General features: G+C 55.2%; 19 protein-coding genes and 1 pseudogene. 2 read left to right on the top strand and 18 right to left on the bottom strand.

The window, feature by feature from the left end:
- Window positions 1–56: 56 nt before the first annotated feature.
- The 3 genes from chrA to KJW29_RS33365 form a co-directional block, all read right to left on the bottom strand.
- Complete coding sequence (gene chrA / locus KJW29_RS33375) at window positions 57–1,331, bottom strand: chromate efflux transporter (RefSeq protein ID WP_214627855.1); 1,275 nt, start codon at window positions 1,329–1,331, stop codon at window positions 57–59.
- Between the two features lie 400 nt (window positions 1,332–1,731).
- Window positions 1,732–1,908, bottom strand: a complete 177-nt coding sequence (locus KJW29_RS33370; protein ID WP_214627854.1) for a hypothetical protein — start codon at window positions 1,906–1,908, stop codon at window positions 1,732–1,734.
- 140 nt (window positions 1,909–2,048) lie between these two features.
- Window positions 2,049–2,933 (bottom strand): hypothetical protein, encoded by an 885-nt coding sequence (locus tag KJW29_RS33365; RefSeq protein ID WP_214627853.1) that lies wholly within the window; start codon window positions 2,931–2,933, stop codon window positions 2,049–2,051.
- Between the two features lie 215 nt (window positions 2,934–3,148).
- On the opposite strand from KJW29_RS33365, the gene KJW29_RS33360 reads away from it, so the two are divergent.
- Entirely contained in the window at window positions 3,149–3,796 is a 648-nt protein-coding gene (locus KJW29_RS33360; protein WP_214627852.1) for an SIMPL domain-containing protein, read from the top strand.
- A 48-nt stretch (window positions 3,797–3,844) separates the two neighbouring features.
- On the opposite strand, the gene KJW29_RS33355 is transcribed toward KJW29_RS33360, so the two are convergent.
- The 15 genes and pseudogenes from KJW29_RS33355 to KJW29_RS33290 all read right to left on the bottom strand — a co-directional run bounded on the left by KJW29_RS33355 (window position 3,845) and on the right by KJW29_RS33290 (window position 24,992).
- Entirely contained in the window at window positions 3,845–4,810 is a 966-nt protein-coding gene (locus KJW29_RS33355) for a DUF1861 family protein (protein WP_214627851.1), read from the bottom strand.
- A gap of 28 nt (window positions 4,811–4,838) precedes the next feature.
- Entirely contained in the window at window positions 4,839–6,470 is a 1,632-nt protein-coding gene (locus tag KJW29_RS33350; RefSeq protein WP_214627850.1) for a hypothetical protein, read from the bottom strand.
- 55 nt (window positions 6,471–6,525) lie between these two features.
- A complete protein-coding gene (locus tag KJW29_RS33345) occupies window positions 6,526–8,244 on the bottom strand; it encodes an extracellular solute-binding protein (RefSeq protein WP_214627849.1) in 1,719 nt (572 codons plus the stop codon).
- Window positions 8,245–8,303: 59 nt separating this feature from the next.
- Window positions 8,304–9,185, bottom strand: coding sequence for a carbohydrate ABC transporter permease (locus tag KJW29_RS33340; protein ID WP_087569750.1), 882 nt, complete (start codon window positions 9,183–9,185; stop codon window positions 8,304–8,306).
- 13 nt (window positions 9,186–9,198) lie between these two features.
- Window positions 9,199–10,128, bottom strand: a complete 930-nt coding sequence (locus KJW29_RS33335; protein ID WP_087569751.1) for an ABC transporter permease — start codon at window positions 10,126–10,128, stop codon at window positions 9,199–9,201.
- Window positions 10,125–11,183 carry a glycoside hydrolase family 130 protein gene (locus tag KJW29_RS33330; protein ID WP_214627848.1) on the bottom strand — a complete coding sequence of 353 codons (1,059 nt, stop codon included), beginning with the start codon at window positions 11,181–11,183 and terminating at the stop codon, window positions 10,125–10,127. The genes KJW29_RS33335 and KJW29_RS33330 overlap by 4 nt, the downstream gene beginning before the upstream one ends.
- Window positions 11,184–11,407: 224 nt before the next feature.
- Entirely contained in the window at window positions 11,408–12,448 is a 1,041-nt protein-coding gene (locus KJW29_RS33325) for a response regulator (RefSeq protein ID WP_214627847.1), read from the bottom strand.
- Window positions 12,423–14,192, bottom strand: a complete 1,770-nt coding sequence (locus KJW29_RS33320) for a sensor histidine kinase (RefSeq protein WP_179215698.1) — start codon at window positions 14,190–14,192, stop codon at window positions 12,423–12,425. The genes KJW29_RS33325 and KJW29_RS33320 overlap by 26 nt, the downstream gene beginning before the upstream one ends.
- Before the next feature lie 190 nt (window positions 14,193–14,382).
- Window positions 14,383–15,447, bottom strand: coding sequence for a glycoside hydrolase family 130 protein (locus tag KJW29_RS33315; protein WP_214627846.1), 1,065 nt, complete (start codon window positions 15,445–15,447; stop codon window positions 14,383–14,385).
- 34 nt (window positions 15,448–15,481) lie between these two features.
- Window positions 15,482–20,620 (bottom strand): S-layer homology domain-containing protein, encoded by a 5,139-nt coding sequence (locus tag KJW29_RS33310; RefSeq protein WP_214627845.1) that lies wholly within the window; start codon window positions 20,618–20,620, stop codon window positions 15,482–15,484.
- Between the two features lie 176 nt (window positions 20,621–20,796).
- Window positions 20,797–21,411, bottom strand: coding sequence for a nitroreductase family protein (locus tag KJW29_RS33305; protein WP_214627844.1), 615 nt, complete (start codon window positions 21,409–21,411; stop codon window positions 20,797–20,799).
- A 70-nt stretch (window positions 21,412–21,481) separates the two neighbouring features.
- Window positions 21,482–22,351, bottom strand: a complete 870-nt coding sequence (locus tag KJW29_RS33300; protein ID WP_214627843.1) for a VOC family protein — start codon at window positions 22,349–22,351, stop codon at window positions 21,482–21,484.
- A 652-nt stretch (window positions 22,352–23,003) separates the two neighbouring features.
- Window positions 23,004–23,093, bottom strand: a pseudogene (locus KJW29_RS36990) (cation transporter); the annotation flags it as partial.
- A 62-nt stretch (window positions 23,094–23,155) separates the two neighbouring features.
- On the bottom strand, window positions 23,156–23,899 hold the full coding sequence (locus KJW29_RS33295; RefSeq protein ID WP_214627842.1) for a ThuA domain-containing protein: 744 nt from the start codon (window positions 23,897–23,899) through the stop codon (window positions 23,156–23,158).
- 49 nt (window positions 23,900–23,948) lie between these two features.
- Complete coding sequence (locus KJW29_RS33290) at window positions 23,949–24,992, bottom strand: Gfo/Idh/MocA family protein (RefSeq protein WP_246608486.1); 1,044 nt, start codon at window positions 24,990–24,992, stop codon at window positions 23,949–23,951.
- Between the two features lie 137 nt (window positions 24,993–25,129).
- Between KJW29_RS33290 and KJW29_RS33285 the strand changes: the two genes are divergently transcribed.
- On the top strand, window positions 25,130–26,014 hold the full coding sequence (locus KJW29_RS33285) for an AraC family transcriptional regulator (protein ID WP_214627840.1): 885 nt from the start codon (window positions 25,130–25,132) through the stop codon (window positions 26,012–26,014).
- Window positions 26,015–26,519 lie beyond the last annotated feature (505 nt).

The raw sequence follows: 26,519 nt of genomic DNA, 5'->3' as shown, positions 1-26,519 counted from the left end.
AGGATGCAACCGGACGGCTTCTCGGCATGAAGACAACGATTTGTCGTCAGGAACGATTACGCATAGAAACTAGTTAGCAAAACGCCTCCCAGCGCTCCGATGATTACGACGGCCCAAGGCGGCAGCTTCCAATAGGTTAATAGAATAAACAGCGCTGCCGCAAGCGCGAAGTCGGCGGCGGAGGTTACCGCGCTGGTCCAGACGGGATCGTACAAAGCCGCCAGCAAAATGCCGACGACGGCGGCGTTCGCCCCCGCCAGCGCCCGCTTAACGTTTGGCCGCTGGCGAAGACTATGCCAAAAAGGCATTACGCCTGCCATCAGGAGATAGGCGGGTAGGAAAATGGCCGCGGTAGCCGCTATCGCCCCCATAGCACCATCCGATACAGCGCCAAGGTAAGCTGCGAACGTAAACAGGGGGCCCGGGACCGCCTGCGCCGCGCTGTAGCCCGCGAGGAACTGCTCCTGGGTCACCAACCCCACCGGCACGACCTCCCGCTCCAGAAGCGGCAACACGACATGACCGCCGCCGAATACGAGCGAGCCCGAACGATAATAACCCTCCATGAGCGCCAGCCAATGATTTGCGGTTAATTCCTTGGCGACAGGCATTAGCGCAAGAAGCAGAAAGAATATAAGCAAACAAATGGCACCCGTTCTACGCGAAAGTCCTGGATGGTTGCCCGCGCCAGCGACGACTGTCGCAGCCGAGCCGCTATCGGCGCCTTTATGCGGCAACGAGCCAAAACTTGTTGCTCCCTTGCCTGACTGGGCGCTTTCAGCCCCGTGCTCCTGCTCCCGGAACAGCCACAATCCCAGCACGGCGGACAACACGATGACGACTGCCTGGCCGTACACGGCCTCCCATAACAAGGCAGCGATGGCCGCCGCCAGCGCAAGCGTCATGCGCGCGCGTCCCGCCGCCAGCTTTTGCCCCATTCCCCATACCGCATGCGCCACTACGGCGACCGCTACGAGCTTGAGGCCATGCAGCCAATCGGCATCGGCAATGCCCATTCCCTCTAACAGCAGAGCAAACAGAGCGAGAGCAGCTGCGGATGGCAGCGTGAAGCCAAGGAACGAAATCAAGCCGCCCAGCAAGCCGCCGCGCATAATACCGATGCCAATGCCGACCTGGCTGCTGGCAGGTCCCGGCAGGAACTGGGCCAGCGCGACCATGTCCGCGTAACTTCCATCGTCCAGCCACTTTCGCCGATCGACGTACTCTTCTCGAAAATAACCCAAATGGGCAACCGGTCCGCCAAACGACGTTAATCCAAGCTTCAAAGAAGCGGCGAACAGCTCCAGAAGTCTCTTTCCTCTACCCGACATCCTCTGTGCCTCCCATACAGCAAAGCCTGCGCCGGCCTTGCCTCTTGGAAACCATTATAGCGTTAGAGGACAACACGCTAAAGTGGAGGTTTTGTAAATCAAGTATAAACGGCTAACGCCGTCCTTGGACAAGCGCGTTTACCGATGAAGTATAAGCCTAATTATAAAAGTGAAACTTTATAAATAATTTGAGAAAAACCTTCAGGGAAGTTCGCCCTCACGGTCCTCTCTGTTCTATTGCCAATTCTGGTCTAAAGCATCTCCCATGCCTGTTCGGTCACCATTCTCTCGAATAAGAGGAAAAACGCCCTCTAATCGCCTTATCTCATCCATTATTTGAGATTTATAGGGATATCCTCCCTATAATTCAATGTAATCATAGAAATTAAGCATAATCATCTCAATTAAAGGGAACTTTTCCCTCTAAGTTGAGCCCATTAGCTGATTTATCCCAATTAGAAGGAGTTTTTCCCTCTATTTTCTGTTGAGTTTGGTTGTTGGCGGTTGGCGGTTGGCGGTTGGCTGTTGGTTGTTGGCGGTTGGCTCTTGGCGGTTGGTTGTTGGCGTGATCGCTCATTGCACATGCTGCTGCGGTGAGCATGCCTCGATAGAAGCCCCTGAAGGGGAACAACCACGTTATCTCTTTCGTAGACCCCAAACATATCCCTTCATATGCGAAAGAAAACGCCTGACGGTGCATATCTACTTTTGGGTTCATCAAAGAACATGCGTTTCAGAATGTTTGGCTCCTTTCTTCTTGCGGTCTCCAAAGCCGGGATTTCCAAGCAAAGCCCTTGCCCCAGCTGCGGTGACGAGAATAAAGCAGGCGGCCGCGGTCAGCGGCAGCGCCGACCATTCCAACAGCCCGCGGCCAAGCAGCGTCTGCCAGCCCATCGCCATCAAGCCGAGGAAAAACGCAATGCCGGATATATGAACCAACATGCGGCGACTGGCGTGCGCGTACATCGTTCCGGCGGCCAGCCAGGCAATAAACGGCAATGCCTGAATCGCATGAAAGCCCAAACCATGCAGCCAGATCAGATTGCCTTCCGCTCCCAAGAATCTGCTGCTGTTTACGGAGATGGCAATGCCGCCCGCAAAGGACACCATAACCGATAGCATCGCATACCGTATCCCCAGGACTAGCTCGGGATTTCTGTCGTATGCGCTTCTCCTCCAATAGCCGACCGCGAATATGACATAAAAAACGACGAGGAGCAGCGCGACTAACGTGAAAATCCCCGCCGCGATTTCGTCGAAGGTTGTTCCGTTAACGGGAAACCGCGGATTCACTCCGCGAACGTTCTGCACCGTTTCCGCGAAATAGGAATATAAAGCGAGCGCGATGTACGTCATGCGAAAGAATGCCAAAGTTTTTCGTTTCATTCCCGAAAGCGGCATAATCGCGGCCGTCGATATGAGGAAGACTCCAAGCGCGGCGTTAAAGGAAAATGCCTTCCACAAATCGCCTTCCGGCGGTCGTTCGGGCCCCGCTATCAGTGCCCAGCACGCACATGCGATTGCCAAAACTAAACCCAACAGCCCCGTCGCGAGCATTCCTTTTTCTAGTCTGAACCAGCTTATGACTCCATGATTCGTCACGGTCAACAACCTCATTTCGTTTTTCCTCAAATTTACAGAAAAATAGACCTTCAAGTAACGGCCTTGAGGTTGGTTCATCGCTATCCTTGGGAAGGGTTGTTAATTCGGTCTCGGGAAGGAGATGACATCTGGAACTTCCCGCGGGTCTTATTCGTCTAATTGCTTAAGGCATCATCATATTTATGTAGAGAGCGAAATCGGGAGGAATAATAGAGATGAACGAACAACATAACGGAGCATGTCCATTAACAATCGAAGTGACGGGAGAAGGGGCCGCGACGGCGAAGCCCGACGAGACGAGCGTAACGCTGGGGGTCATCAGTGAAGGAGATAAGCTGGCGGAGCTGCAGAAGGAGAATGCGGCTGCCATTTCATCCATTATCGGAGCGCTGACGGAGCTCGGCATTCCCAGGCAGGCGATAGCGACGGCGGCATTCACCATTGAACCGCAATACGATTACGTCGATGGAAAACAGCAGTTCCGCGGCTACAAAGTTACGCATCTGCTCGAGATTACGCTCCCCGGCACGGAAAATGCGGGAACCGTCATCGATGCGGCGGTCTCGCATGGCGCGAACACCGTCACCAATGTGTCGTTCAGGTCGAGGGGCTCCGCCGCCGCCAGGCAAGAAGCGCTCACTATGGCCGTCCGCGATGCGGGCGCCAAAGCTCGCGTTATCGCGGACACGATTGGCGTCTCTCTCTCCGCCGTGCCTTGCAAGATAGAGGAGACGCCGGGTCGGGGCTTCGAGCCTGTTATGTTCAAAGCCGCGTCCTTCCCCGCAGGGGATACCGCGACGGAGATCGAACCTGGGGTGTTGACCTTCAAGTCTTCCGTGCGCGTCTGGTACGCGTATGCTTAGAAGCTTGACCTTTACATCCGCACAGAAATGACATTTAAGGTCGGTCGGTTATAGTCCCTCGTACTCCAGCAGCGGATCGGGAATGGTTATCACATAGGCCTCGGCGTCGCTGGCGCCGACATACAAATCCGCCGATCCGTTGCCGTTGCGAATCAGGCCGCCGCTAAAAATGACATCCTGCAAATCGCCGCGTTTGGCCGGTCCGTCCGGAAAATCGGAACGTTCGGCAACCAGCTTGAGCGGCGTGCGTTCCAGCGTATCGGGATTAAGCGCAAACGTCATCGCGTAATAATGCCGGTGACCGGCTTCGTCAAACCAGGCGATATGGCCGAGCACGCCGATCAGCCCGTTCGCCAGCAGATGCGCTTCGTTGGCTCCGCCCCATTCCTCGTCGATAAACATGCCTTCAAGCAACGGCGCTTCGGAAATATCCGCTTGCGTAACGACTTCGAGCGAAGCCGCCTTAAAAAATCCGATTTTCCCTCTGCCGCCTTTCTCCCCTTGCGGACGGGTAAATACGCCGATCGCGCCGTCCGCAAGCTGAACCATCCGGATATCCTTCATATGGCTCGGCCCGACCAGAAACGGCTGCAACCCGGCAACGTTTGCTCCGCGAGAAAATACCGTTTCCCACGACTTGATTTTGCCCGGATTTTGTTCATCCTCGATGACGCGGACGCCGCCAAAAACCAGTTCCTCTCCAATACGCGTATAAAAAGGGTCCTGCAAAGCCAGTTCAGGCAAAGCTTCATCGACCTGCCAGCTGCCGTCCTTCTGTCCCCCGCCTTCCTTCCGACGGAAAAACTTGACGCAGGAAAATTCCGTATCGCGCGCTTCGACGCGACCGGCCAGCACCGGAGCGCCATCGTCCGCGAATGCGGCGGTAATGTTGTAAACGTCTCTGCCGTCCACGCCTTCGAACCGAAGCTTCGACCCTGTCGCCGACTCTCTGCCGCCCCTATAGGACTCCAGCAGTTGACCGCATGTTTGCGGGTGATGATGAATCTGAAGCATAAACAATCCAACCTCCGTCAATGCGGGGCTACGCCCGCGTATTGTAGTCAATGACAATCCCGTTGCAATACCGCTTGCCGTCCGACTCTGCAACATCCGCCCCTTCGGGGAGCAGGACGGCGAGCACCGCCGAACGAGCGGGTATGATCAGCTTGCCGCTCCGCAGCGTTGCCAGGCTATGCGCATAAGCGTCATAAACGGCGCCGAAGTCGTTTCCAATTCCATCGATCGTAACCGCCTGCTCCTCGTTGTGCGGATTATAATACAAATAAGTCGGATGCGCCGCCTCGCGGAAAAAGTCGGTCCTCAGGCAATCCAGTTGCAGTATGCCCTCCACATCGGTCTGTTCGATCATGCCGCCAAAAATGCCGACGTGGGAGGAGCCGTAAAGTCCCAGATCGATCGCCCCCCAGCTGTATCGGATTGGATCGCCTGTCGCATACGGGCTTTGGTGATCCCACCATTTGCGCAAGCCTTCGTACGCGATGACATCATCCGCATCCGGCTTATAGAACGCGCATGACTGGGCTTTGCCGGAATGCGCTCCAGGGTAAAACAGTCGAGCGCCATTGGCGGCGTTCAGCATCCATTTGCCGATATCCGGCGCAAATCTGCTGTCGTAGCGAACGAGCGGCACAAGCGGCCAAGCGAGCGCAAAGGTGTTGGCGGTAAAGGCGTAGCCGCTCCTCTCGCCATCGAACGGCTTCCATGGCCCCGCCCCTTCGGCGTCCCAACGCTGCCCCCAATCGGTGATGCTCCCGGCGAGCCCGTAACAATCGTAGCCGCCCCAATTGTCGGCAATGACACCCCAGCCGGGCCGGCATTCGCTGTCGCCGTCGAACACCCAGTTGACCAATTTGTCTACCGAATGGGCATCGCCCAGTTCGGCGTTCAACCGCGCAGCCACGCAAGCGCCGAAGGGCAGCAGCACCTCATAAAACGGATTGGCGCTGCGCCGCTCCAGGAAGGCGAGGCAACGCCGCGCTCCGTCCAGGTAACCGCTGTCGTTCCAACGCTTGTACGCCATATAGAGCAGCCAGGCAACACCGGCGGCGGCATCCGGCTCGCGCCAGCGGCCGTTGTCGACCGGCTTGCCGGTATCGAAATCGAAGGACAGATGGTCAAAGTCGGGCACGCCGTCTTCTCCCGTCAGCTTGTTGCAAGCGTACAGCCATTGATCCGCCGTGCTGCGCATCATCATGTCCAGATTGCCCGTGTCGGGATACAGATCGGTTAACGCATACATTAACGCATGGGGATAAATCTCGTACCAGAAGGTCGATCCCGCGCGGCCGTTTCTCCGATTCAGGAACAAAGGAGCCGCCTGCTCTCCGCCATAATAACATTCCAGCATCTCCACCCAGTTAACGCCATTTTGATTCGACTTATCGATGCCGCACAACGTGGCGCCAAGCACGGCAGTCGCCGTGTTAATCGCTTCGTGCCCGTTCTCGCCGCGCCGGCCGCCCAAATAAGAAGGCAAGCCGAAAGCCGGCTTGCCCGTTCCGCCTGGCGTGTCGTCGCGCCACACAAGCGGAAAAAAATCGCCGGTTGCTTCGGCATCGAACACAAGCCGATCATAGGCTGTCGCTACCTGCTTCCAGTTCCGCATCGCATAGGGCTGCGGCATATCCGGCATTTGCTTCACTTTGCGTATCATCCACATGCCTCCTTCAAGGGGAGCGGTTCCGCCGCCCCCCACGGTCTCATGCCGCCTATTTCTGCGCCGCCTGCTGATCCAGGAACTCTTGCGTCTGACGGATCAGCTCTTCCTTGATTTTGGCAATATCGGCTTGCAGCCTGCCGTTCGCTTCCCATTTCTGCTGCAGCTTCGTCAAGCCCTCTGCGGGATTGGGCACCATGCCAAGCTTGTAGGCCAGCTCATCGGATGAAATCGTGCCAAAATCGGGATTGGCCAGCTCGTTTTTGACCGGTTCCTGATTAAAGGCAAAGCCGGCCAGCGCGGAGCGGACATACGTTTTTTCGTCGGCAAGGTAGCGGAACGCGTCAACCAGATTGTCCGGCACGTTTTCCGACAGGCGAATATAATTAGGGTTCCATGTCAGCATGTAGCCGGGGAACACATAGTTTTGGCTCAGATCGACGCCATCCGGATATTTGAATTTGTCGTCTCCGATCGCCTCCCAATGCGTGCCTTCGATGCCCAGCTCGAACAGGTCGTGATTGTCCTGGCTTTCGAACAGCCAGTTAATAAACGACATCGCCCGGTCGGCGTTGATCGACGTTTTCGGAATCGCCAGGAAGTTCCATACCCGGAAGTCGGAAATATATCCGGGATTCGGCTGCACCTTGTCGCGAGCCGCTTGGGCCGTCAGGAATACGCCCAGTTCGGCCGAAGGCACGCCTGCCGCAAGCTGCGCTTTAATATTGTCGAGATTGGACAATCCTTCCATCATCGCCGCCGCTCTTCCCGCCGAGAACGTTCCGCTGGCGTCTTTGCGCACGATCGGCTCCTTCTCGATGTAGCCCTTTTCATGCCATTCGCGAACCGTCTCCAAAATGCTGTAGTCGGCCTGATTGAACGGTTCCGGGAACGATGCGATCGCTTCCTGCTTTTCGCCTTTAATGGTGGCCGTCACAACCTTGTTGTCCTGAATCAGGACGGTGCCGTCCACATTTGGTCCAAGCGTGATGGGCCATAGCCCCTTCTCGTATTTCACCGGCGCCGATTTGTTGACCTCGATCGTCGCTACTGCGCCATAGTTCCCGTCGTTTTTGATCACGAACGGAATCATGCCTTTATCGTTTTCCGTCACCTTGTCGAAAAAGGCCAGCAAATCCTCATAGGTCGACAGCTCGCCTATGCCGTAATTCTCGGCCAGATCCTTGCGATAGTAGATCGCGCCGAGATCGCCCAAATATTGACCCAGAGGCACGCCGTACACATGCAGATTGCCATCCGCTCCGACAAACCGGTTATTGTCGAGGAAACCTTCGCCAAACGCTTCTTTCAGGCCCGGGTATTGATCGTTGTTAAAATAATCATCCAGATTCGTATAGTTGTCCTGCGCAATAAAGGTGTTCATGTTCATCCACGGCGCGTCGAACGCGATATCGACCTGCTCGCCGGCAGACAGCTTAAGCTTCAGCTTGTTGACGTAATCGGCCTGCGGCGTAAACGTAAAGTTGAGCTTCAGGTTCAATGTATCCTTTGTTCTGCGTTCGAATTCGGCCACGACCTGGTCGAATTGCTTGGGCTTGTCGCCCCATAACATGATGTTCAGAGTGGCCGGTTCAGGCGCCTTCGAGCCTTGCTCTTCTCCGGCGGCCGGAGTCTGCGTCGCCTCGACCTGACCTTTATTGCCGCCGTTATTGCCGTTGTTATTGTCTTTGCCGCTGCACGCTGCCAGCATGGTTGAGACCATGCACAATGACAACAAAAGCATCGATCCTTGCTTTCCCCATCGTTTCATGTGTGAACCCTCCCGTTTTATATCGTAATGCTGTATGCCAACCGGCGCAAACGCCGGATTTAGCCTTTGATGGCGCCTACCTTCAATCCGCCCACAAAATAACGCTGCAAGAACGGATACAGGAAAATGATTGGCCCGACTGTCACAATCGCCGTTGCCAGCCGCACCGTATAAGCCGGAGCGATCTGGGCCGTCGATTGCGCGCCGGCTACCGCAATATTTTGCGCCATATCGACGTTGCGAATAATTTGCATAATGATGTATTGCAGCGAAAATAGTTTGGTATCATCGATGTACAGCATCGCCGGCATCCAGCTGGACCAGTAGCCAAGCGCGTAGAACAAGCCGATCGTCGCCAGTGCCGGCAGCGATAGCGGCAATACAATCGACCGCAGGATCACTACCTCGCCCGCGCCCTCCAGCTTTGCCGATTCGAACAGTTCCTTCGGAATGTCGTTAAAGAAGTTGCGCATCAGGAACATATTCCACGGCGACAACAGCGCCGGCAATATATATACCCAGATGGAATTGCCCAGATGGAGATATTTGGTGATCAAAATATAACTCGATACCATGCCGCCGCTAAACAACATCGTAAAGTAGAAAAACAGCGATATATGCGGCGCAAAGCGCAGTCTGCGCCCGGACAAGGCGTATGCCGCCATGCTGGTGACGAGCAAGCTGAGCGCCGTGCCGGCCACCGTAATAAATATCGTAATGAGATAGGCGTCGGGGATGGTGGAAGACGAGAATATCGCCTTGTAAGCCGCCAGCGAATATTGTTCCGGAAATAGCCGGTAACCGTCGCGCAGCAGCGTCACTTCCGCCGTAGCCGAGCTTGACAGCACCAGCCAGAACGGGTACAGGCACGCTGCGGCAAAACAGGCGGTAAACAGATAGAACAACACGGACATGACGCGGTCTTGCCTGGAATTTTTCATGCAGCCTTCCCTCCTAAAATAATGCGGAATCCTTGTCAAGCCGCGACGCGACCTTGTTCGCCACTATGACCAGCACGAAGCCGACCACCGATTGATAGAGCGCAATGGCCTGCGTCATCCCCATCGAGCCGGAGGTTCGCAGCGCGCGGAACACATACGTGTCGATCGTATCCGTCGTTCGGAACAGGAAGGTGTTGTCGCCCACCAGCGAATAGATCATGTCCAGATTGCCTCCGAAAATATTGCCCATGCTGAGCAGGAACAGCAGCACGACAGTGCTCCGCAATAGCGGCAGCGTAATGCGGAAGATGCAGGAGAGACGCGAAGCGCCGTCGATTCTGGCCGCCTCGTACAACTCCTTGTCGATGCCCACAATGGCTGCCATATAAACAATCGCTCCGAAGCCGGCCGTCTTCCACAAATTCATCAGCACCAGAATCGGCGGCCAAACTTCCGGATCGGTATAGAAAGCGATCGTCTCCCAGCCAAGCTTGACAAGCAAACTATTGATAACGCCCGTATCCGCAGTAAAAAAAGCTACGGAAAACAAACCGATGATCGGCCATGAAATAAAATTGGGCAAAATCATGAGCGACTGCATCGTTCGCACGAGCCAGTTGCGTCCAAGCTCCGTCAGCATAATCGCGAGCGTCAGCGACATCAGCGTGCCGGTCACAATAAATGAGATGTTGTACAACACCGTATTTAATGTAATTTGGATCCATGCCTGGCCCCGGAAAAAAAAGCGGAAATTGTCAAGCCCGATCCACTCGCTGCCGAATATGCCCTTGAGCGGATTAAAATCCATAAACGCGATCGATACGCCGATCATCGGCAAATAAGCGAAAATGATGCTGAACAGTACAGCCGGCACGGCCAATGCATACAGATAGCGGTTGTAAATCAGATCTCGCAATCCGGCAGATTTTATTTTCCTGCTCATGCCTCTTCCCCCTCAAGCGACGCCAGCACTTGCCGCAGGCTGATCTCGGCATAACCGACGGAACGATCGGCGGCGCCGTAATACAGCCTGATCGTATCCCCCTCCGCAAGCGCTCCGCACGGAAACACGACATTGGCGAAAAAACCGTCCCTTTCGAAAGCCGCCTCCGGCTCCATAATCGGAAGGGACGAGCGGGCAAGCACTTGCCATGGCCGCTCCGCATCGAGCAGCACGGCCCCTACCGCATAGCGGTTGTCCCCGTCAGCGCCGTGATACAGCTCCAGCCAGCCGCGCGCCGTCCTAAACGGCACCGCGCTTGCCCCGATGCGGCCGCCGTCCCAGCCGCCTTCCCTGACGCCGAGTATGCGCCGATGATTGCCCCAGCGCAGCAGATCGTCGGAATCGGCGATCCAGATGTCCGGCTTCGCATAGTGAGAGCTTGACGGGCGATGCAGCGCGTAATAGCGGCCGCCGATACGCTCGGGAAACAAAGTGACATCCTTGTTGTCGGGATGGAACAGGATGCCTCTGCGTTCAAACGACTCGAAGTCTCGCGTATACAACAGCGGCACGACAATGCCGGATGGCGAAATGGCGCTGTACGTAATGTAATAACCGTCCTCCAGTTCGGTAATGCGCGGGTCCTCGATACCGAACGTCTCGTATTCCGTCTCCGGCAGCACAGTAGGCTTCTCGTCGATCCGGAAGTTGTAGCCGTCCAAACTGCGCGCAACGCGCAAGTGGGAGATCGAAGTCAAATAGTTCTGGTACGGCGTCCGAATAACGCGCGGGTCGGAGAAATCCGCATCCTCCGTTCGTTCGATGCGCAAGATGTCCAGCGCTCCCGTCTCATGGCGCCAGATTGGCGTCAAATACGCCTCCGGGTCGTTCGGCACAGGACGTTCGGCCACGCGCAGCAGCAGGATAACCTCGTCTCCCAGCTTCGCCACCCCGGCGTTGAAAACGCCGATGACCTCCATATCGGGTCGCGATGGCTTTACTTGCTCGGGCGCTATAATCGGATTGATCTCGGCGCGATGTACGTTTACTTTCATCGTTGCTAACCCTCCTTCCGGCTCATTCCGGTTCCGTCTCTATGTCTATATTGTAGCGCCGCGCCGCCGCCAGGCGTTACATGCCCTTTTGCCGCATTGGGCGGATAAATTTATTGCGTCCAACCTCCGCAACAAAAAAACCGGACATTCCGCACATAAAAAAACGTGCCGATTGTCCGATTTCCTCGTCGCCTATTGCCCGCATGCCGTGCGCCCGTCTCCGCTCACCGCTTGCTACGGCTTTGCAGTCTGTATTCGCTCGGCGAGCAGCCCAGCTTTGTACGGAATATTTTGCCGAAATACTTCTCGTCGCTGAACCCCGATTTATCCGCCACCTCATAGATCGGCAGATTGGTTGCCTCCAGCAGCAACTGCGCATGCCGCAAATTCATCTCCTGCACATAATAGACAAAAGATACGCCGACAATTTCCTTGAAGCATTTGCTGAAATAGCTGACGCTCATCCCGACCTGCTTGCAAATGTCGGACTGGCTCCATCTGCCGTCTTCCGTCCCGCGCAGCAGATCGAGCGCCTGCATAATCGAAGCGATGACCTGCTCCGAATACATCGTCAGGCATAGCCGGTGCATGGCCGCGTCGCGAAACAGCTCCACCCACTCGAGCAGCTCCGGTATGGAGTCCAATGTCCCCAGCTGCGCGCCAACACGGTCGATCTCCGGAGCCAGCAGCGGGCAAAATCGTTGCCATTCGCCTTTCGTGCAATACGTCAATAATTCCTTCCATGATGCGGCGTCGAATACGCGGAGCGTATCCGCCGACAACGTCTCGTACAATTCCTCGCGCGCCACCCAATGAAGAGAGCTCCAACGCTCAGCCAGCCGCTTGCGAATGCTCGGGTCCAGCTCGGCCTGCTCCGCCTCGGCGTGCCGTTCGACATGGCGGGAGATTCGCCCCAGCAGATCGTGAACAGAATCGTCATCGAGCTGCGTTTTGACGATATAGTCGACGGCTCCAAGCCGCAGCGCCTGCTGCAAATAATCAAAATCCTGATGACAGGTAATGACAACGGAACGGACGGACGGATGGTCCGTCTGCATTTTTCGAATAAAAGCAAGCCCGTCCATGCCCGGCATCGAAATATCGGTCAGCACCAGATCGATTCCCCCGGCATCCAGCGCCTTCAGCGCTTCCTCGGCCGTGGACGCCTCCCCGGCCCATTCCATGCCGAAATCGGACAACGGCATAATACTGCGTATGCCTCTGCGCACCAGCGGTTCGTCATCCACGAGCAATACCTTGATCATGTTCTTCCTCCCCTTTCACGCTGTCCGGAATCATAATCGTGACGGTCGTCCCCTCGCCGATCCGGCTGTCGATGCTCATCGAGGCCGCGTCGCCGTAATGGACGTCCAGCATTTTCTGCACGTAGTTCAGTCCGATGCCAATGCCGGTCGACTTGCCTCCTTCCCCCTTGAGCAAAGCGGCCACGGTGTCCGGGCTCATGCCCTGCCCGCTGTCGGCGACCGTAATCAGAATATAGCGCCCGGTCATTCGTTTCAGCTTGACCGTAATGCGGCCTTGCTCGCTGCTTATGCCATGGTACAACGCATTCTCCACGATCGGCTGCAGCACGAATCTTGGAATCGGCACCTCGGCAATATCCGAATCCACGGTGGAATCGACCTTGAAACGATGATCGTAACGAATATTTTGCAGCTCGATATAGTCGTTTAACGCGGCAAGCTCCTCGCGGATTTTCACGATCATGCTTCTTTTGCCCAAATTGTATTGCAGCACCCGCGTAAACACCTTTACCAGATCGTAAATTTCGCGTTGCCCCTTCTCCAGCGCCAGCCATTGAATCGTATTCAACGTGTTGTGCAGGAAATGAGGATTAATCTGGGAAATGAGCTTTTCCACCTCCAGCTCGCCCTTCCGTTTTTCCTTTAGCTCCACCTCGGTAATCAGTTCGACGATTCGGCGGCTCATATCCCTGAAGCTGGAATAGATCACTTCAAACTCCGTCAAGCGGGTGTGCAGCTTTTGCAAGTGGTTGCCGTCATGACTAAAGCGGTTCATCGCCTTGTTCATCGTCTGAAGCGGACGGTACACCATCCTCCAAATATACGAAACCGCGCCGACGGTCAGCACCAGCGACAGACAGGACATAATGACGTACAGGATGCGCCATTGCTGAACCTCCTTCTCATACACGCTCCGCTTGACCAGGGATACCAGCTCCCACCCGTTTTTGCCGGTCATGGAAAATGACTTGTAAGCGCGCAAAGCGACGCGCTCATCGTCCAGTTTCGCCCCTTCGCGCAGCTCAAGCGGCAGATTGCTGTAGCGGATCGCGCCGTCGTTGCCGACCAGCAAATGGTAGACATCGTCGGTTTGGGCACCATCTCCCGCGGGCGGGACAAGCTGTCCCCATTCCGTCTCCAGATAGACGTAATAAGTTTGACCGCTGCCGTAGGAAATCGGCCGCAGCAACGACAGCACCGTTTTGTCGGAATTATGAAGCACCGTCGGGTGAGGGCTGTTGTAGGTCAACTGGTTGGCCTGAAAAAGCGGCACAAAGGGCATATCATCCATCGATGCGATCATGAAACGATGCTTTAATGGAGCCGATTCGAACTGAATCGTTTTATAATGCTCCTCGAAATAAACAAACAACGAATGGATCGAGGGGTTGGAATAAATGATGTTCGTAAGCGAACGATCGATCGAACGGAAACGCTTGGTCTTTTCGAGCGGATCTTCGCTTTGCATGTACAGAGCAATGTCGTCGCCCAATCCTCCGTCGGCGGCCAGCAGCTGCGAGACGCTCGCCAGATTGTCGAACGCCTTCTCCAGCGCGTCCCGCTCGCTGCGCAGCACCGTCTCGTAACTGGCATTGATTTTCTCCATCTGAACCTGGTAAAACCAGAAATAAGAAGTGATCCCGATCAGCACAATAGGCGTAATCGTCACGAAAATAAGCAAAATGCTCAATCTGCCCTTCAGCGTATCCGGCCACAGCCATTGCAGCAAACGTCTGACATTCATTCTATCTCTTCCTTTCGCTGCTCTCTCGCCTCCTTTTATTTTAAAGCGACGGAAGAAATAACGATACGTTATTTTTTGATTCGAATGGAGGGTTTTTATATGAGAAAATCTCGTTTCAATGACAAAAGGCCTCCGCATCCGGATAAGCTACGGAGCGGAGACCTTGTAACGTTACTACATGCAAATACGCTTATCGTACAACAGCGCTATAGAAATACATCTCATTGTCGCCGTTCTCCGCATCCCAGCCTTGGGCAAACAGCCATCTGCCGCGATATTGGATCAGCCCGCCCCACGCAAGCGTACCGCCCTTGTTCAGCGACAGTTGCCGGAACGGCTCGCGCCGTGCATACAACGCCTGCCCCGCCGCATTGCGCCCGTCTACGTCCCGATAATAAAAATCCATCACCAGCCGATCGTCGCCTGGGCTGCGGTCTGCGGATACGCAAGCCAATTCGTACAGCTTGCCGTATGCGGACGTATCCAGATAGGTCTGCGGCTCGAAATGCCAGTTCAACATATCTTCGGAGAAGCCTACATGCTGGCGCCCGCCGCAGCCTTCGCTCAGAAACATCATATAGCGGCCATCGATGCGCACAGCCCTGCCACTGGGATCGCGCGGGATTACCGCGCCTTTCGCCCAATATTGCGAGACGGCATGCGGCACCACGATGCCTTTTTTCTCCCAGTGCAGCAGATCGTCCGACACCGCCATGTTAATGTCGCAGCCGACTTGCACCTCGTACCCCATCGATTCTCGAACGCTTGCCGCCTGCTCTTCGCTCACCGGCCATACCCCGTTGTAGAACATATAAAATTTCCCGTCGGCCTCATATACTTTCGGATCTTCGCAGCCGAGCAGTTCATTGTCCCTCGTCGGATAGATGATGGGATTATGTCCGCAATCGCTCCATCCCGCTCCCTCTTCGTAGACGGCCAGGCCAATCCGCGAGCCCGTCGCTTCTTTCTTGGGCGCGGCCCGATAGAACATATACAGCTTGCCGTCGAGCTCGATCAGGCTCGGATTAAACAGAAAGCCGCTTTTCCAGCCAAAATCGTAAGGATCGCGCCACTGCCGCCCCAGTCGGAAGGTCATCCGTTCTTCCTTGACGAACGGACCGATCGCCCAGTCCGGCTCTTCCTCATACGCCCCCGAAAAATAGAGGGTGGACAGCCAAGCGTGATCGCCCACATTCATGGCCAGCGACGCTTCGTAATGCTCTTTCATTTCCGCTTTGCGATGAGCGAGATTCATGATGCATTCACCATCCTGCTTCGGTTATTGATATTCATTGATGTCCGTTCGCACCCCATGCTCGGAGCATATAGTCGATCCACTCCTGCATCAGCGCGGCTGCCTGGGCTCGCGTCAAATGGTCGCCGGGCGCAAAGCGGTTGCCTTCCTTGCCATGAATGATGCCGGCATGATGCAGCGTTCGCAACGCCTCCGCCGCCCATGGCCGTATGTCCGCCGCGTCGGCAAAATCTCCTGTCGTCTCGGTTGCGCCGGCCGCAGCCGGAAGCTTCAGCCCGGCGTATTGCGCGTAACGCAGCAGCAGCACGGCCATCTCCTCGCGCGTCACCAATCGGTTGGGTTCAAACTTCCCGTTGCCCGTTCCGGCGGCAATTCCCGCTTCGTTAGCCCAGCCGACAGCCGAAGCGTACCAGGCGCCCTCCTCCGTATCCGTAAACGGCAGCTGTCCGGCCGGACCAGGAAGCGTTCGTTCCAGATTGGCCAATAGGCGCACGGCCATCGCCCGTGTCATGCCTTGATCCGGCGCGAACTTGCCGCCGCCCACGCCTTGCATTATGCCTCTGGCCGTAGCCAGAGCAATGCTGTCCGCCGCCCAATGCGAAGCGGAATCGCCATAAGGATTCGTCGACGGCGATGCCAGCACGACATAAACCTTTCCGCCGACGATAACGCTTATGCCTCCCGCCGTCCGCCCCGACAACGGATTGGCTCGTTCGACGCCGGCTGCCGACAGCTCATTGACAACCGCATCGGTACCGGCGATCGGCAAAGTAACTAGCGCGAGCCCCGCATCGTCCGAGAGCTCCCGTCCATCCAATGTTGCGGCGAACACATACACCTGACGTCCGTCCGCCGCTTCGCTCACAGGTCCGGGAAGCTGTCCGTCAGCGGCTTTCCACAGCGCCAGCTCCAGCGTTCCCGTACGATCGCGATAAAGCTCAAACACGTCTTCGATGCTTAATTGAATATCGCCCAGCGGACTCGCCAGCAGCAGATGCCGAACGCCCGCTTTTTGCCACAAATCGTCCTTCCATATGTGATCCGGAATCGCGACCGAGAAACCGTTTGCCCCAGTCAAATCCGATTCGGCCATCTTCAGTTCGATTCGCGCCGCGCCGCCTTGCGCTGCTGCTTCTTCGACAGCCTGAGCCACGCCGTCCGGGAGAAGCTCCGCCACAAAGCGGCCTTCTGTCCATTCGCCTTTATACGCGGCGGCTTTATCGCCGTTCGCTCCGCCGCCGGTGCCGCTGCCGTTACCGACAGTGCCCGTGCCGCCGGGCGTATATCCGTTTACTTCGATGCTTGCGCCCGCGTAATGATCCTCTGTCTTGATATCGATGACTGCTTTGCCCGCTCCGGTTACGCTAACGATGCCTTCCGGACTCACCTGAGCGACCGATGGATTCGAAGAACGGAAAATCCACTTGTCATTGATCGCGTTAGCCGGCGATACGACTGGCCGCAGCGTCAGCCGGCTGCCGACGGCAAGCGCGGATTGCGGCGCTTCGACCGTGACGGCAACGGCGCGTTCCGGGCGAACGGCAACCGTCATCGTCGCCTTCACTCCCGGTTGATCGCTGCGTTCGGCGGCGATTACGGCCGTGCCGTTGCCGATTGCCGTGATGCGTCCGCTTTGATCGACCATCGCCACGGTCTCATCGGAGGAGCTCCATCGCACAGCGGCGCCGATGTCGCCGCCCTCCAGCGTTGCGGCCGCTTGCGCCGACCCGCCTGTTGTCAATTCAACCAGCTCCTTGTCAAGCCGGGTGGCATAACTCTCCGACTGCCCATGCTGCAAGGAAATGCTTCTTACATCAACGGAAGCGCCCTCCGCTCCATTTGCCATCACATACAGCGTCGTCCGCTGCAAGCCCGTTTTGTCGAACGAGGCGTCGTATTGGCGCAGCATAGTCGCCGCGTCTACCACCGTAACCCCGGTTGTTGTGCGGTCCGCCACCAAATATTTTGGATGTTCGTCGCCTTCGAACTTCAATTGCAGCGTCCATCTGGCCGTTGTTTGCGCCACATCGATCGCAAGCCGAATCGGCTTGTCGAAGTCGAGCAGGAACGGAGTCGATCGGACCGTGCCATAGTCGCCGTCGGGATGATTTTCCGTCACGCGCGCCGCCGCGTTAATATAGCCGATCTTCCCTGGCGCAGAAGAAGATTCGAACGTCTCGATCGTCGCTTTGTCCGCCGCATAAGCCGTCGTTTCGTCCTCATAAACAACCTCAAGCGAATCGACGATAAAATAAGCGCCTTTTTTGTCGGTAGCCCACAACTCCAGCCTTGCTTCGCCGGAGCCGGCCGGCGCCTGATTTTGATAGTCCAGAATGCCCTCTGCCAGATTGATTGTTTGTATGCCGGTAGCCGTTCGGTTCGCGTAGATATAGTAGGAAGAACCGCCAAACAGCAGCTTGAGCGTATACGTGTTTCCTTCGCCTACTTCCCCAATATCGATCGCCAGAGTTGGATTTTTCGCAAAATCAAGCGTAAATGCGCCGGACTGAACGCCGCCGTATCCCTCGTTGTCGGTTCTGTTCTCCATAATCGCTTTTTTGCCGATCAGCTTTGCCGTACCTGGTGATTCGCCCGACGCAAAGCTTGCGATATCCACCGCATCGAAGACAACATCGGCGGCCACGGCCGGCGGATCATCATAGAACAGCTTGAGCGACTTCAGTCCAAACGACGCTCCTTCCTTGCCGTTCGCCATCAGATAGACGCGGAGCGACGTCAGACCCGTTCGTTCCCGGTCGCCGAACGAAGCAAGCGCGCTTTTTAGATCGATCAGTTTTTTGCCGGCATTCATTCCGTTCGACAGCACATATTTGCCCCATTGCTCATCCTCGAACTTGATCTGAACGGTATAATAGGGGTCGGGCTGATTCGTATCCAGCTCCAGATACGGCCGGCGGGAGAAATCGACTTCGATCGTTTCGGACTGCACAGCGCCCCAGTCGCCATCCCCATTCGTTTCCGTAATAAGCGTATAACCTTCGCCGCTATCCGTTACCGATGCCGGCATCGCCGCTACCGGCGTATACTGCAGCGCATCGGCCGCGGATGCCTCATAGATGACGTTCGCTTCATCGGGACGGCTGATCTCCAGCTTGATATTGGCCGTGTCGCTTAGCCCGCTCGCTTTTACCGTTACGGCTACATCCGAAATTCCGTTCGCCATCCGGGTCGTATCCAGCGTATAGTCGGCCACAAACGGGCCGGAATATAGCAGGGTATCGCCTGCGGCAATTTCCATCTCGGCGTTGTCGCTGCCTGTCAGCGCAAGCTCCAGCTCAACCGTGTCCGCCGTTATGTGCTGGCGTTGAACGGAGGGCGACAAAATGCTGACCCCGATCGCGTCCTTGGCGATCGTCCGCGCTCCGACCATCCAGCTTGCGCCGACATGGCGAATGTCCGCTTCGGCGGGCAGCACAATAACGTTCAACGAAGACAACGCCGGAATCGTCAAATTGTAATTGCCCGATACATGGGCGGCAATCGTTGTTTTGGAAGCGGCATCGAACAGCTTGGACGGACCGTCCAGTTCGACTGTCACGCTTCTCGCCTCCGGGTACGGATTATAATATAAATATTGCGGGAAGCTGCCCGGCTCGCGATAATAATCGGTTGCATTCAGATCGAGGCGCAAAATGCGCTCGACGCTGGTCGGATCAATAATCGCCGCAAACACGCCAATCAGCGACGAACCGTATATGCCATAGTTGGTCTGTCCCCAGCCGTTGCTGACCGGATCTCCCGTAGCGAACGGCGAAACGTCGTTTTCCGTGCGCCGAACGCCCTCGTAAGCAATGACGCCGTCCGGGTCATGCTGAAACGCTCCCCCATGCGACTGATTGGCAGCCGGCAGCTCGTGCGGATACATAAGCCGCACGCTGTTGGAAGCGCTCAGGAACCATTTGCCGACAGCGTCGGAATAACGGGGATCGTATTTGGCAAGCGGAGCAAGCGCCGAGCCGAGATGATAGGTATTCATAAGGAAACCGAATCCGCCGCCGTCGCTTCCCGCGCCGACAAGACCATCGGCCTGATATCCGCCCCATTCGCCTTCCATGACGCCCCAAGCGGTGCGGACATCGCTGTCCCCGTCAAACAGCCAGTTGATCATTTTATCGATATTATAACGTTGGCCAAATCGGAAGTTCATGACGGCCGCCATCAACGGACTGTAATCCTGGGTTACCTCGTAATTTGGGTTGATACCGCTTGCATTTAACTCATCCATAACGAGCGTCATCGCGTCCAAATACTTCTGCTCGCCTGTCGTCTCGTAAGCCGAATAGAAGATGTACGCCAGCGCACCGCCAGGAGGTTCCGTCCACATGCCATTGCGGACCGGTTCACCCGTCTTCATATTATAGGAGGTAAAGTCAAACGACAGCTTGCCGCTGCTGTTTTTGAAATTCGGCAATGCATCGAGCCATTTCTCTGCTCCTTGCACAATGATGTTGCGCATCGAAGGGATATCCTGCCCGTATTGGCGCTTGGCCGTCTCGTAAATTTGTATGTACAGCAGCTGCGGATACAGCTCATACCAGAAGCTTTGGCCGGTAGACGTATTCGTCCGATTTAACACCATATCCTCGCCGTTTGCGGAATTGTGAAAGCCGTTTGCCATTTCCGCCAAATTGTAGCCGTACTGATCGGTCTTGTCGATACCCGCGAGCATGCCGGACAGCAGCGGCGCAAGCGTCGAAATCGCCTCTTGCGATCCCGGCGACATCGTATTTTCTCCCGAGCCGTTTATATGGCCGATGTACGAGGGGAAACCGAACATTCGGCCGTATCCGTTGCGGTTGGTGTCGTCCCAATAGCCGATCGGCATAAAGGATTCCGTCTTATCGACTGGCACGTATTCCGGATTTGCTGCAAAAGCGAACAACAATTCGTCCAAGCGTTGCGCCATTCCGTCAAAATCCATATACCGGTAATTGCTGACCCAATCGGTCATTACATCCACTTTGCGCACCGATTTGGCGGCGACAGCCGCGCCGACCGCCGCCCCTCCATCGGACGGATTCGCAGCCGCCGCTCCGACCGTCGCGCTCCCGTCGGACAGATTTGCAGCCACCGTCGGGCCGGCGTACAATAAGGACCCGAACACCGCTCCCGCAACAAGCGCAGCCGTTGCCCGCTTTATTGATTTTTTCATATCTTTTTCAAACCTCCCCGTCATTTATTCGTGCTTTCCCACAGTATAAAGCCGGCCGAAGACGAGGGGTTACATGTCTATTTGTCAGGATATGGCGGTCGTTTTCTCTCATTCGCGCTGCCGAACAAAAAAACATCCCGGCCATGGATGGCCGGAATGCTCTGTATAGGAAATTATTATTTCACGAACCTTACGCGCTCGGAGAGCGGTTGAACCGGTTTGTCACCTGCCGGAGCAACCACTTTGCCGAATGGCATCTGGGCCAGCAGCTTCCAGCTTGCAGGGATTTCCCATTCTGCCTTCACCTTGTCGTCGATCAGCGGGTTGTAGTGCTGCAGCGAAGCGCCGAAGCCTTCCAATTCCAATGATGTCCAGATGACGTATTGCAGCATGCCGTTAGATTGGTTCGACCAGACCGGGAAGTTGTCTGCGTAAGCTGCGAACTGCTTCTGAAGACCTTCAACAACCGCCGTGTCTTCGAAGAACAACACCGTGCCGTAGCCTGCGCCGAATGCATTCATTTTGTCCTGGGTAGGACCGAATTGATCCGCAGGCACGATTGCTTTCAGCGTATCTGTCGTCATGTTCCACAGCTTGTCATGCTGCTTTCCAAGCAAAACAACGACGCGCGCGCTCTGGGAGTTGAAGGAAGAAGGCGTGTATTGAACCGCATGGTTCACAACCTCCTGAATACGTTCGTCGGACACAACCTGCTCCTTGCTGATTGCGTAGATGGATCGTCTCGCTTGCACTGCCGTGTAGAAGTCTTTGGTTGCTGTTAATGTTCCCATGATAATACCTCCGTATGTCGTAGTTGATTTTTTTTGCGATGATAATGTTCTGCGCCAGGTAACGCAATACCTATGAACGGGTAACCAGCAGTCTTACACCGATACCAAAAGGATCTCGCAGATATACGGCATCCTGCCGCTCTTCGCAGGTGTATCCTGCTTCGGTAATGGATGACGTCAGTTTTTTCAACTCTTCCTCGTCCGGCAAGACGATCGTAAAGTAATCGATCCCGGTTCCGTTGCCCGCTACAGGCGGAGCGCCGACCCCCGCCCACAGGTTAAGGCCGACATGATGATGATAGCCGCCAGCCGAGATAAACAGAGCGCCCATTCTCATCCAATCGGCAACAATGTCGAAACCAAGCACATCGCAATAGAAGCCTCTCGCCTTGGCCATATCTCCCACATGGAAGTGAACATGTCCCATCGTTGTTCCGAGGGGAAGACCGCGCCATTTTTCGTTTTCCGCTTCCGCCAGCAAGCCATGCCAGTCGATGGGATCGCTTGCCATCCGTACGGTGCCATCGCTATTAAGATTCCACTCGGACCGCGGCCGGTCTCTGTAGATCTCAATTCCGTTCTGGTCCGGGTCGGACAAGTATAGCGCTTCGCTGACAAGATGATCGGCTTGGCCGATTGCCACGCCCTTATCCACCAGATGTCTCAATGTAACGCCAAGGTCCTTCCTTGTCGGCAACAGAATCGCAAAATGGTACAATCCGCTATGCGAACGTTCCGGGGTAACGACTGCTCCCGGTACTTCTTGCAGCACGAGCAGCGTCGTCTTGCCGTCGACCGTCAGCTCGGCGGTGTGCTCATCCTGTTTCCTCAGAAGCTTAAGTCCAATGACTTCTTCATAGAATGCAAGCGAACGGCGCAAATCGCTCACTCTTAGCTTAACCTCGCCCAGCGATATGCCGGGATGTAATTTATGGGGCATTGGAAGCTTGACCTCCCATTTCGTTGGATTTAATTTATTGTTACTTACTATTTGTAAGTATATATTGCTTATTAACTGAAGTCAAGCGCACGTTCCAAAAAAATCAACCTGACGTGTGATTGGCAAAGAGCGTTACTTTTCGGTCCATCGGCGTTTTTAACGCCCGCAGCTGCTCGTTCGCCTACTTTTTGGAGCCATAAGCGTTATTATCGCCTATGGACGCTAATCAGAGTTACTTTCCGGTCTATCGGCGTTTTTAACGTCTACAGCTGCTCGTTCGCCTACTTTTTGGAGCCATAAGCGTTATTATCGCCTATGGACGCTAATCAGAGTTACTATCCGGTCCATCGGCGTTTTTAACGTCTACAGCTGCTCATTCGTCTACTTTTTGGAGCCATAAGCGTTATTATCGCCTATGGACGCTAATCAGAGTTACTTTTCGGTCTATCGGCGTTTTTAACGCCACAGCTGCTCGTTCGCCTAATTTTGGTGCCCTAAGCGTTACTTGGCGACTTGGCTCTTACCCCGATTGAACTTTCATCTAGCTTGGCCAGGCGCGCACACCCTAAAACTCCACAGAGCTCTAATGAGCTTGTGGAGTTTTTGTCATTGTTATTCCATATAGCATATAGCATATAGCATCCAAGACTTCTCAAAGCTTCACCCTTTGCGGACGAAGAGCGTCCAATAAGTCGGACACAGAGCTTAATGCCATGGCGGCACCTTCAATCCATGGGGCTAACAAGCAGAAAAACCCGCTCCGGCCGAAATGAATCGACAAGGCGGGCTATGACATGCAGCCGTTTATTTAGCAGTGCTTACACCGATCCGCTCAATCGGCTCCGTACGGCCCGCTACAGAAGCCGCGCCTGGCGTTGGCGCAGCCCAGCGGACGGCATTGCCGATGACCTTAAGCACCTCGGACTGATGATAGACGGGGAACGTCTCATGGCCTGGACGGAAGTAGAAGATTTTGCCTCTGCCCCTGCGGTACGTACAGCCGCTGCGGAACACTTCTCCGCCTTCGAACCAGGAGATAAACACGAGTTCGTCGGGTGTCGGGATTTCGAAGCGTTCGCCGTACATTTCTTCCTTCGGAATTTCGAAGTAGTCGCCTAACCCTTCCGCGATGGGATGTCCGCTTTCGATGACCCAGACACGCTCGCGTTCGCCATCGTCGCGCCACTTCAGCGTGCCCGTCTTCGTACCAAGGAGCCGTTCGAAAATTTTGGAGGCATGCCCGGAGTGAAGCACGATGAGGCCCATTCCGTCCAGTACGCGGTCGCGCACCTTTTCCACAATATCATCGCGCACTTCGCCGTGCGCCAGATGACCCCACCAGAGCAGTACATCCGTATTCGCCAGCACCTCGTCCGTCAGCCCATGTTCCGGCTCGTCCAGCGTCGCCGTTGTTACCTCCACGCTCTCCGCTTGCAGCAAGTAATCGCCGATGGCATTGTGGATCCCTCTCGGGTAAATTCCCGCCACATGCTCGTTTTGCCTTTCGTGCCTGTATTCGTTCCAGATCGTCACTTTTAATGTCGTCATGGTATAACGGCCTCCTTCTATTATGATTCCCAAATGATTCTAGAGCCTCTTACTCCGCCGATACCCAGCGTCCTTCCGCAAACGATTCGATAATGGCATCGATCGTACGCTGATTAATGTACCCATCCTCGATCGTCGCGTTTAGCCCGTCGTCCTTTCCCCTTACCAGATCGAAAAACGATTGCATCTGCTCGGCCTTATGCAACTCCGGTATGTCAAGAAATCGGAAGCCGCCTTCTTCGTCGTCAAAGTTGCCTTCCAGCGTATCTTCGGCTTCGAGACTGTAGACGAGCGAGCCCTTGGAGCCGTATATTTCGATCCGTTGGTAATTGCCTCGTCCGTAAGCAAAGCGCGAAATTTCCATCGAGGACGAGATCCCGTTTTCCATGCGGCCAAGAACATGGCAGAAGTCGTCTACATCAACCTCGCCTTTGCCGCTGCCATCAGGCAAGCTGCGTTCGCGGACAATCGTATCGCCGTGACCGACTACGCTCTTCGTCTCGCCAACCAGAAAACGATGCAGGTCGAGAATATGCGAGCCAAGATCGCCTAATGCGCCTGAGCCGGACAGCTCCTTGCTAAAGCGCCAATAGAGCGGAACGTCCTCGGGAATGGCCCAGCCCTGCAAATATTGGCTGTACACATGGCGGATCGTACCCAGTTTGCCGGCCTGGATCAATTCCCTTGCATAACGGGCCGCACTCCTGTACCGATAAGAAAAACATACAATATGCGGAACCGGCTTATTGGCCAGCTCCTCGCGGAGCGCGAGCGCTTCGCGCATATTCAAGGCAATCGGCTTCTCCAGCGCGAACGGCTTGGCCGCCCGAATGGCATCAAGCGCAACCGCAAAGTGATTGTTGTTCGGCGTGCCGATCATGACGGCATCTACTTCCTTGTTCGCTAGAAGCTCCTCGTGGCGCAAGTACCGTCTTTCCTGCGGAATGCCAAGCGCTTCGCCCCGTTCCTCCAATGCTTTTGCATTGACGTCGCAGATAGCGAACAGCTCCGCATCGGGACTGTTCTCGATACCCCAAATATGATAATTGGCGATGCCTCCCATGCCGATGACACCGATCTTCAGCTTTTCCATAGTCACCATCCATTCCTTAATATCGCTTGCATGTTTCCACCACAGTATAGAATGTGCTAGACTATTCGGGAATGTGAGATCGTGACGATTTTTGTATAAAACCGACTTTTATTACTCTTGGTAAGGATGGGACGGACATGCTGGAGATGAACGTAGAGCGCGTGCCGAAGATCGAATTAATGGGCTTTGTATCTTATGGTACGCCATGGATTCACTTCTTCCGCAATACGGACGAACATGTTCTGTATGTGATCAAAAGCGGGGAGCTTCATATGAGAGAGGAAGGCCGCGAATACGTGCTGCGGCGAGGCGACATGTTGCTGCTGGAGCCGGGACTCGATCACGAGGGGACGAATAAGGCTGTCTGCGACTATTATTTTTTCCACTTCCGGCATTCCGGACTTACGCCAACGCCCAAAGTGATTGACCCTGCGGAGCTTGCCCGAAGCTACGTGCTGGATGACGATGATGGTCGCGGCCAAGTGCCTCTTCATTATTTCCCCAAACATTGTACGATCTCCGACAAAAACAGCTTCCAACAGCTCATGCGCGCCATGAACGAATTGCTGCTGCTCTACCGGCGCAAGCATTACAATCGAGGGGTGACCGCGCTTCGATTTTCCGAGTTTCTGATCGAGCTGTCCCGCGAATATTTGCTCGGCGTGTTGCAGAACGAAGGCGGCAAAGGCTCGAAGGCAATTACGAAGGTACACGCGCTGCTCGACTATATTCAGCAGCATTATACCGAGAAGCTGACAAGCACGGAAATCCAGGCGGAGCTGGAAGCGAACTACGATTATTTGAACCGCGTATTCAAGGAATATACGGGCGAGACGATCATGCGCTACGCCAACAAAATCCGGATTCAGCATGCGCAGGAGTTGATTCGTGCAACGCCAATGAGTTTCGGCGAGATCGGTTATCTTGTCGGTCTGGAGGATCCCTATCACTTTAGCAAGGTATTCAAGCAATATGTCGGCCTGTCGCCTATGCAGTATTATAAGAAGGTCCGGGAGATGTAGCTGGCTGACTGTTGGGAATGGGATGGAAATGGGATGGAGGGTGGATGAATTTGCGTGGAACGCGCTTTAGTAGCTTGTGTGCCAGTTGGTGTGCTATCGGGATCGGATATTGAGGTAATTACGCGGAACGCGCTTTGGCAGCATCTCCGCCAGTTGGTGTGCTATCGGGTATGGAGGTAATTTCGCGGAACGCGCTTTGGCAGCATCTCCGCCAGTTGGTGTGCTATCGGGTATGGAGGTAATTTCGCGGAACGCGCTTTGGCAACCTGTCCGCCAGTTGGTGCGCTATCGGGTATGGAGGTAATTTCGCGAAACTTGCTTTGGCAGCACATTCGTCAGTTGGTGCGCTATCGGGTATTGGGATAATTTGCAGAACGCGCTTTGGTAACGTATACGCCAGTTGGTGAAACAGCGACTATGTGCCAGCTTGGCTTTGGCTTTCTATCTTCATTTAATAGGAAAAATGCCCACTAATTCCAGCCGGAGCACCAACATTTCCGCAAAG

The organism is Paenibacillus agaridevorans (assembly GCF_018604145.1).
Lineage (GTDB): Bacteria > Bacillota > Bacilli > Paenibacillales > Paenibacillaceae > Pristimantibacillus > Pristimantibacillus agaridevorans.
Note: the sequence above shows the minus strand (reverse complement) of the source record. Positions and strands in the feature narration are given on the sequence as shown.